At 70.3% G+C, this 320-nt stretch carries 1 protein-coding gene; it reads right to left on the bottom strand.

The features are described from left to right. Positions 1-320 (bottom strand): dihydrofolate reductase family protein (locus G9H72_RS20790; protein ID WP_231127626.1); only part of this gene is annotated, 320 nt, incomplete at both ends.

Here is a 320-nt window from a genome sequence, read left to right as displayed (position 1 = left end):
GCCGTGCCGGAACGCCTCCGCCGCGATCCCGGCACCGCCGATGCTCAGGTCCGAGGCGGACGTCTCCTTGAGCCGTCGCACCGCCTCGGGCTCGAAGCGCCGCTCGATCCTCGTCCGCGCTGTCGTCACCTCCGGGAGCGTCGAGGAGTAGACGATCTTGTCGGCGGCCCGCCAGATCCCCGCGTACTCGCGGACGACGGCCGGCTCGTCCGCCAACCAGTCGTCGTCCTCCCAGACGCGCATCGTCTCGTACATGCGGCGGCCGTAGAGCGACGTGCCGATCTGCCGCTCGTGCTCGTTCCAGAACGCATGCACCTCCT

The organism is Motilibacter aurantiacus (assembly GCF_011250645.1).
GTDB lineage: Bacteria > Actinomycetota > Actinomycetes > Motilibacterales > Motilibacteraceae > Motilibacter_A > Motilibacter_A aurantiacus.
This window is presented reverse-complemented; position numbering and strand designations above follow the sequence as displayed.